This window comes from Pseudomonas sp. JV245A (genome assembly GCF_032424515.1).
Classification (GTDB): Bacteria; Pseudomonadota; Gammaproteobacteria; order Pseudomonadales; family Pseudomonadaceae; genus Aquipseudomonas; species Aquipseudomonas protegens.
The window spans coordinates 1-5,181 of record NZ_VYKE01000237.1; the positions used below are offsets into that span (position 1 = coordinate 1).

The 5,181-nt window shown below is 64.8% G+C and carries 5 protein-coding genes; 3 read left to right on the plus strand and 2 right to left on the minus strand.

Annotation, left to right across the window (positions count from 1 at the left end; all coding sequences use genetic code 11):
- Positions 1 to 240 (minus strand): ATP-binding cassette domain-containing protein (locus tag F6S12_RS29550; protein WP_315869672.1); only part of this gene is annotated, 240 nt, incomplete at its 3' end.
- Positions 237 to 1,760: a signal recognition particle-docking protein FtsY gene (gene ftsY / locus F6S12_RS29555; RefSeq protein ID WP_315869673.1), complete on the minus strand. Its 1,524-nt coding sequence runs from the start codon at positions 1,758 to 1,760 to the stop codon at positions 237 to 239. The genes ftsY and F6S12_RS29550, both read right to left, overlap by 4 nt.
- Positions 1,761 to 2,115: 355 nt before the next feature.
- Between ftsY and F6S12_RS29560 the strand changes: the two genes are divergently transcribed.
- The 3 genes from F6S12_RS29560 to F6S12_RS29570 all read left to right on the plus strand — a co-directional run.
- Positions 2,116 to 3,471 carry a M16 family metallopeptidase gene (locus F6S12_RS29560; RefSeq protein WP_125062307.1) on the plus strand — a complete coding sequence of 452 codons (1,356 nt, stop codon included), beginning with the start codon at positions 2,116 to 2,118 and terminating at the stop codon, positions 3,469 to 3,471.
- Entirely contained in the window at positions 3,464 to 4,954 is a 1,491-nt protein-coding gene (locus F6S12_RS29565) for a M16 family metallopeptidase (protein ID WP_019095296.1), read from the plus strand. Before F6S12_RS29560 ends, F6S12_RS29565 begins: the two co-directional genes overlap by 8 nt.
- Positions 4,954 to 5,181, plus strand: a 228-nt coding sequence (locus F6S12_RS29570) for an RsmD family RNA methyltransferase (protein WP_315869674.1), incomplete at its 3' end; no start/stop codon positions are given. The genes F6S12_RS29565 and F6S12_RS29570, both read left to right, overlap by 1 nt.

Below are 5,181 nucleotides of genomic sequence, written 5' to 3' on the forward strand. Positions count from 1 at the left end.
CTGCCGCCGCAGGAACGGGATCTGCGCATTGCTGATCTGCCCCAGGTCCTGCCCGGCCAGCAGCAGCTTGCCGGTGGTGGGACGCTCCATGGCCAGCAGCAGGCGCAGCAAGGTGCTCTTACCGGCGCCGGAATGGCCGGTGACAAACAGGAATTCGCCGCGACGCACGCGAAAGCTCAGCTCATGCAGGCCAACGTGACCGTTGGGGTAGCGCTTACCGACCTGTTCGAAACGAATCATGAACGCTCCCGCTCGGCAAACAGTGCCTGGACAAAGGGTTCGGCTTCAAAGGTACGCAAGTCGTCGATGCCTTCACCGACGCCGATATAACGGATCGGCAGGCCGAACTGCTTGGCCAGGGCGAAGATCACTCCACCCTTGGCGGTACCGTCGAGCTTGGTCAGGGCCAGGCCGGACAACTGCACCGTCTGGTTGAACTGCTTGGCCTGGTTGATGGCGTTCTGGCCGGTACCGGCGTCCAGCACCAGCAGCACCTCGTGGGGCGCGTCGGCATCGAGCTTGCCGATGACCCGACGGACTTTCTTCAGCTCTTCCATCAGGTTGTCTTTGGTGTGCAGGCGCCCCGCCGTGTCGGCGATCAGCACGTCAATGCCACGGGCCTTGGCCGCTTGCACCGCATCGAAGATCACCGAGGCCGAATCGGCACCGGTGTGCTGGGCGATGACCGGGATCTTGTTGCGCTCGCCCCAGACTTGCAGCTGCTCCACTGCCGCGGCGCGGAAAGTGTCGCCGGCGGCCAGCATGACTTTCTTGCCTTCCAACTGCAGCTTCTTCGCCAGCTTGCCGATGGTGGTGGTCTTGCCGGCGCCGTTGACGCCCACCACCAGGATCACGAACGGCTTGTTCTGGGCGACGATCTGCAGTGGTTGTTCCACTGGCTTGAGCATGCTGGTGAGTTCGGCCTGCAGCGAGGCATACAGCGCATCGGAGTCGGTGAGCTGCTTGCGTGCCACCTTCTGGGTCAGGTTCTGGATGATCACCGAAGTCGCCTCGACCCCGACGTCTGCGGTCAGCAGGCGGGTTTCCAGGTCTTCCAGCAATTCGTCATCGATGGCCTTCTTGCCCAGGAACAGGCTGGCCATGCCTTCGCCAATGCTGGCGCTGGTCTTGGACAGGCCCTGCTTGAGGCGAGCGAAGAAGCCGATCTTGCTCTCTTCGGCGGGACGGGCGGGCTCGGTCACAGGCTCGGGCTCTGCCGCCGCCACAACCGGCTCGGCTACAGGAGCAGGAGCAGGAGCAGGAGCAGGAGCAGGAGCAGGAGCAACAGGTTCAGGGGCGACGAATACCGGGGCAACCGGGGCTTGCACCTCGACCACGGGGGCCGGGGTAACCACCGGGGCTTCGACCACCGGCTCAGGGTGCACGGCAACAGCCGGAATCGGCGGAGCCACATGCTCGGCCTGGGCGTCTTCCACCAGGGCCACGGGTTCTTCCGCCACCGGCAGGGTCAACCAGGGCTTGTGCTCGGCGCTTGGCGCCAGCGGCAGGTCGGGCGCCGCGGGGGCCGCCGGTTCAGGCGCGATGTGCGGTTGCAGCACCGGCTCGGCCATTGGCAGCACCACCGGCTCGGCCGGGGCTACGCTGGCGGCAGGTTCGATGACCGGGGTCGGTGCCGGCTCGGCAGGCACTTGCGGCTGTTCGACGACGGGTTCCTGCGGCTTTTTGCGCAGCCATCCGAACAGGCCTTTCTTCTCGCCAGCCGCGGCTGGGGTCTTTTTGTCGTCGTTGGAACCAAACATGGAGACGGCTATCTCAAGGTAGCGATGCGCCACTGGGCGCCTCGGTAAATAAATATTCGATGCAGAACAGACTGTGTTTCATCCAGCTTGTTCACGCGCAACATGTTGTCGAAATGCCCAAAAGCACTTCAAGGAGCGATTTTACTAAAGGACTGGAACGGCAAAATCGGCGAAAAGTCGAAGTCTAGCTGGTAAATCAGGGCTTCTTGCCGGTAACTCATACAACCTGCTCAAGTACATGCTGATCCGCGAAGACCTGATAGGCGTGGCCGCCAGTAAAACGGATCAGTATCCTAGCACCTCCTCGCCCGCACAGGCTAAGACCAAGCGGGCAGCCCAACAGGTTTAAAAACGAATGAATGCTCTAGCCCGCCGCGCCGCAGGCCTGCTGCTCAGCACAGTTTGTCTGCCCCTTGCAGCCCTGGCTGCCGACCCTCAACCCACCCATGAATTCACCCTCGACAACGGCCTCAAGGTCGTGGTCCGCGAAGATCATCGCGCGCCGGTGGTGGTGTCCCAAGTCTGGTACAAGGTCGGCTCCAGCTACGAAACCCCGGGCCAGACCGGTTTGTCCCACGCCCTGGAACACATGATGTTCAAGGGCAGCGAGAAAGTCGGCCCCGGCGAGGCCTCCCTGATCCTGCGGGACCTGGGCGCCGAAGAGAACGCCTTCACCAGCGACGACTTCACGGCCTATTACCAGGTCCTGGCCCGCGACCGCCTGGGCGTGGCCCTGGAGCTGGAAGCCGACCGCATGGCCAGCCTGCGCCTGCCGGCCGACGAGTTCAGCCGCGAAATCGAGGTCATCAAGGAAGAGCGCCGCCTGCGCACCGACGACAAGCCGATGTCCAAGGCCTACGAGCGCTTCAAGGCCATGGCCTACCCGGCCAGCGGCTACCACACGCCGACCATCGGCTGGATGGCCGACCTGAACCGGATGAAGGTCGAGGAACTGCGCCACTGGTACCAGGCCTGGTACGTGCCGAACAATGCCACCCTGGTGGTAGTCGGCGACGTCACCCCGGACGAGGTGAAAACCCTGGCCCAACGCTACTTCGGCGCGATCCCCAAGCGTGACGTGCCACCGGCGAAGATCCCCATGGAGCTGGCCGAGCCCGGCGAGCGCCTGATCACCTTGCACGTCAAGACCCAACTGCCGAGCCTGATGCTGGCCTTCAACGTGCCGAGCATCGCCACCTCCGAGGACAAACGCGCGGTGAACGCCCTGCGCCTGGCCGCGGCCCTGCTGGACGGCGGCTACAGCGCCCGCATCCCGACCCAGCTGGAGCGCGGCGAAGAGCTGCTGTCCGGCGGCTCCACCAGCTACGACGCCTACACCCGGGGCGACAGCCTGTTCATGCTTTCGGCCACCCCCAACAGCCAGAAGAAGAAAACCATCGCCCAGGCCGAAGCCGGGCTGTGGCGCCTGCTGGACCAGTTGAAGACCACCCCGCCATCCGCCGAGGAACTGGAGCGGGTGCGAGCCCAGGTGATCGCCGGGCTGGTCTACGAACGTGATTCCATCACCAGCCAGGCCACCGCCATCGGCCAGCTGGAAACCGTCGGCCTGTCGTGGAAGCTGATGGACACCGAGCTTGCGGAACTGCAAAGCGTGACCCCGGAAGACATCCAGAAGGCCGCCCGCACCTATTTCACCCGGGAACGTATGAGCGTGGCCCATGTACTGCCTGAGGAGTCCGCTCATGAGTAAGCGCAAGAATGCCTCGCCGGTCCTGCTGGGCCTGGCCCTGGTGGCCCTGCTCACCGCCGGCGGCCTGTACCTGTCGCGTTCCGGCGAATCCAATGCCAGCCAGGCCCTGGACAACGCCAAGACCAGCCAGAAGCTCCAATCCCTGGCCGAGCTGGATGGCAAGGCCCCCAGCCATCGCAACCTGGACGTGCAGACCTGGAACACCGCCGAAGGCGCCAAGGTACTGTTCGTCGAAGCCCGCGAGCTGCCGATGTTCGACCTGCGCCTGATCTTCGCCGCCGGCAGCAGCCAGGACGGCAACGCGCCGGGCGTGGCCCTGCTGACCAACGCCATGCTCAACGAAGGCGTGGCCGGCAAGGATGTAGGCGCCATCGCCCAGGGCTTCGAAGGCCTGGGTGCGGATTTCGGCAACGGCGCCTACAAGGACATGGCCGTGGCCTCGCTGCGCAGCCTGAGCGCTGTGGATAAGCGCGAACCGGCGCTGAAGCTGTTCGCCGAAGTGGTGGGCAAGCCGACCTTCCCCGCCGACTCCCTGGCGCGGATCAAGAACCAGATGCTCGCCGGCTTCGAATACCAGAAGCAGAACCCCGGCAAGCTGGCCAGCCTGGAGCTGATGAAGCGCCTGTATGGCACCCATCCTTACGCCCATGCCAGCGACGGCGATGCCAAGAGCATCCCGCCGATCACCCTGGCCCAGCTCAAGGCTTTCCACGCCAAGGCCTATGCCGCAGGCAACGTGGTGATCGCCCTGGTCGGCGACCTGTCCCGCAGCGATGCCGAGGCGATTGCCGCACAGGTCTCCGCCGCCCTGCCAAAAGGCCCGGCGCTGGCGAAGATCGAGCAACCTGCCGAACCCAAGGCCAGCATCGGCCATATCGAGTTCCCGTCGAGCCAGACCAGCCTGATGCTGGCGCAACTGGGCATCGACCGTGACGACCCGGACTACGCCGCTGTCTCCCTGGGCAACCAGATTCTCGGCGGCGGCGGCTTCGGCACCCGGCTGATGAGCGAAGTGCGCGAGAAGCGCGGCCTGACCTACGGCGTCTACTCGGGTTTCACCCCGATGCAGGCCCGCGGCCCGTTCATGATCAACCTGCAGACCCGCGCGGAAATGAGCGAAGGCACCCTGAAGCTGGTGCAGGACGTGTTCGCCGAGTACCTGAAGAACGGCCCGACCCAGAAAGAACTGGACGACGCCAAGCGTGAACTGGCTGGCAGCTTCCCGCTGTCCACCGCCAGCAACGCCGATATCGTCGGCCAGCTGGGCGCCATGGGTTTCTACAACCTGCCGTTGAGCTACCTGGAAGACTTCATGCGTCAATCCCAGGAGCTGACGGTGGAGCAGGTCAAGGCCGCCATGAACAAGCACCTGAATGTCGACAAGATGGTCATCGTCAGCGCCGGCCCCACCGTCGCGCAAAAGCCGTTGCCGCCCCCCACTGACAAACCCGCCGAGCAGCCGCTCGGGGTTCCGGAGCATTAATGGCCCGTCCAGCCCGTCCCAGCAAGAAACCCGTCCACAACCAGCACAATGGCGTGGGCCAGTTGCGCATCATTGGCGGCGAATGGCGCAGCCGCAAGCTGAGCTTCCCCGACCTGCCGGGGCTACGGCCGACCCCGGACCGGGTGCGCGAAACCCTGTTCAACTGGTTGGCGCCCTATGTGGCCGGGGCCAAGGTCATCGACCTGTTCGCCGGCAGCGGCGCGGTG